The sequence below is a fragment of the Granulicatella sp. zg-84 genome (genome assembly GCF_010892375.1).
Classification (GTDB): Bacteria; Bacillota; Bacilli; order Lactobacillales; family Aerococcaceae; genus WM01.
In genome coordinates this window covers 1-2,577 of the sequence record NZ_WNJX01000061.1, presented here as the reverse complement: position 1 = coordinate 2,577, position 2,577 = coordinate 1, and the positions used below count along the sequence as shown (strand labels likewise).

General features: G+C 30.2%; 2 protein-coding genes and 1 pseudogene. All 3 read left to right on the top strand.

The genetic code is table 11. The annotated features are described in order from the left end of the window. Positions 1-267: 267 nt before the first annotated feature. Positions 268-942, top strand: coding sequence for a response regulator transcription factor (locus tag GMA06_RS08230; protein ID WP_163545583.1), 675 nt, complete (start codon positions 268-270; stop codon positions 940-942). Positions 943-954: 12 nt separating this feature from the next. Continuing rightward, a complete protein-coding gene (locus GMA06_RS08225) occupies positions 955-2,130 on the top strand; it encodes a HAMP domain-containing sensor histidine kinase (RefSeq protein WP_163562284.1) in 1,176 nt (391 codons plus the stop codon). A 254-nt stretch (positions 2,131-2,384) separates the two neighbouring features. Further along, positions 2,385-2,577, top strand: a pseudogene (locus GMA06_RS08220) (ISL3 family transposase); the annotation flags it as partial.

Below are 2,577 nucleotides of genomic sequence, written 5' to 3'. Positions count from 1 at the left end.
TGTTTTAGACATGATAATGACCTTTCTAATTTTGTGGTGAATCTTAGTAAGTTAATTATCTGTCTTTTTTTGTTTTTATAACACTATTTTGCTTTTGCACTTTATTTTACAACTCGGCAGAATAAAAAGTCTACTTTTTAATGCTATTCATAAAAAATATCTACTTATATGAATATTTTTCGTGAATTTTTGTATGTGTTTTTTCATGTTATTTTAAGGAATGACGTGTATAATAGATTATAGAAAGAAAATGGGAGGGTACGAAAAATGAAAATACTTGTTGTAGAAGATGAAAAAAGATTGGCTGATACGATTGTCCAAATTTTAAAGCAAGAAAAGCATTTAGTTGATGTTGTATATGATGGACAAGATGCATATGATTATATTACTTCGGATACATATGATGCCGTTGTATTGGATATGATGTTGCCAAAATTAAATGGTATTCAAGTATTAAAACTTTTACGTCAAGAACATAATGCTACCCCCATTTTAATGTTAACAGCTAAAGATCAAGTGGAAGATAAAGTAAGAGGACTAGATAGTGGTGCTGATGATTATTTAACAAAACCATTTGAAAAAGAAGAATTACTTGCACGTATTCGTGCTATTTCCAGACGTAAAGGAGATATTATTAACGATGATATTTCCTTTGTCGATATTACATTATCACAAAAAACGCAAGTATTAGAATGTGGTAGTAAATCAGTACGTTTAGGTCCAAAAGAATTTGATATTTTACGTCTATTACTCATCAATCAAAATCAAATTATGCCAAAAGAAGACTTAATTTCTCGTGTGTGGGGATTTGATTCTGATGCCGAAGATAATAATGTTGAAGTCTATATTTCTTTTTTAAGAAAAAAATTACAATTTCTATCTAGCCGTGTGACAATTTCAACAGCTAGAAAAGTAGGTTATTTTTTAGAAGAAAAAGAATGAGAGTAAAAAAAGATGCTTAAAAAATTAAAGTACAAATTTATTTTTTATACGATGAGTATTTTCAGTATTATCGTAACAGTTGTTATCGGAGGACTTTATTATAGTGTTTCAAATCAATTAAATGAACGTGTTCACGATGCGTTGAAAAAATCATTGGATTCACCATTAGGTATCAACATTATGAAAACGGATGGATTACTAACATTTAAAATTAGTAATGACGGAAGAACTATTATTGCGTCTACTTATAATGCTGAAGAACAAATCGTTAATTTTAGTGAAATCATGTCGGTTGCCCAAGAAAGTAAGGGAGATATTGTTTTTGAAAATCATCATATTCGTTATATGAAAAATAACGGATATACCGCATTTGCTTTTATTACACATGAAATTGAAAATAATCAAAAAACATTAGTAACAGCTATGAAGATAGGTACGATTGCTTTACTATTTGTTTTTATAAGTAGTACCGTTTTATCGAGTATGGCAATGCGCCCAGTTGAAGAAACGTGGCAAAAACAAAAAGATTTCATATCAGATGCTTCACATGAATTACGAACACCAATAGCCGTTATTTTAGCGAATGCTGCGATTTTAAAAGATTATCCAAATGATACCATACAATCAAAAATGAAATGGATTGACTATATTCAAGATGAATCAAGGCGAATGACCGAATTGATTGAACGCCTGTTATTTCTAGCTAAAAATGACCAAACAAAAGAAAAACCTGTTTTTCAATCACTTTCATTATCCGATTTAGTGTATGAAGTGGTATTGCCTTTAGAATCTGTGGCGTTTGAACAAGAAAAAGAATTAGTATTATCTATTTCAGAAGATGTTTCTATTGTGGGAGAAGCTTCTCATTTAAAACAACTCATTGTCATTTTATTAGATAATGCGATTAAATATTCTCCAAAAGGAGAGGAAATAAGGATCACTGTGACAAAGCAAGGCGTTTTAAGTGTACAAAATAAAGGAGATGTCATTCCGCAAGACAAATTAAAACGTTTATTTGAACGTTTTTACCGTATTGATGACTCTAGACAACGTGAAACACACGGATATGGTTTAGGTTTATCCATTGCCGATACGATTGCTAAGATGCACCATACGAAAATTAGTGTGACAAGTAATGAAAAAGATGGAACAACTTTTAAAATTGATTTATCAAAATTGAAAGGATAAAATCAAGCCAAAAATAGAATGAAAAGATGACTCAAAAAGAGGCTTGAAAACAACTTGTTGAACAGGTTGTTTTCAAGCCTTTTTATTATTTTAAAAATGTTGATTATTTTGTTTTAGCTCTTTTTAAATCGGCTCTATAATAAATCGTGTTGGTGGGAATAATCCACCAACACGATTTTGTATATAAAAGTGGACAAAAAAAGAGAAATACCTGTATGATTAAATCACCACAATTAAACAAGGAGGTATTTCTCATGGATTATTATACAAAAAAATTATTGACATTAACAGATAAATCTTTCATAGCTGATGAACATTGGTTAGAAGAAAAAACAATAAATGGTATTCCACACCACTTTATTAAAGGCACTTGGACAAAGCCTTGCCACACCTGTCCACATTGTCATGCTAAAACACTCATCAAACATGGGACATATCAAACGAAAA

Bases quoted from the DNA above. Each gene is read 5' to 3' on its own strand.
- GMA06_RS08230 (WP_163545583.1), top strand. From the start codon at position 268: ATGAAAATACTTGTTGTAGAAGATGAAAAAAGATTGGCTGATACGATT.
- GMA06_RS08225 (WP_163562284.1), top strand. From the start codon at position 955: ATGCTTAAAAAATTAAAGTACAAATTTATTTTTTATACGATGAGTATT.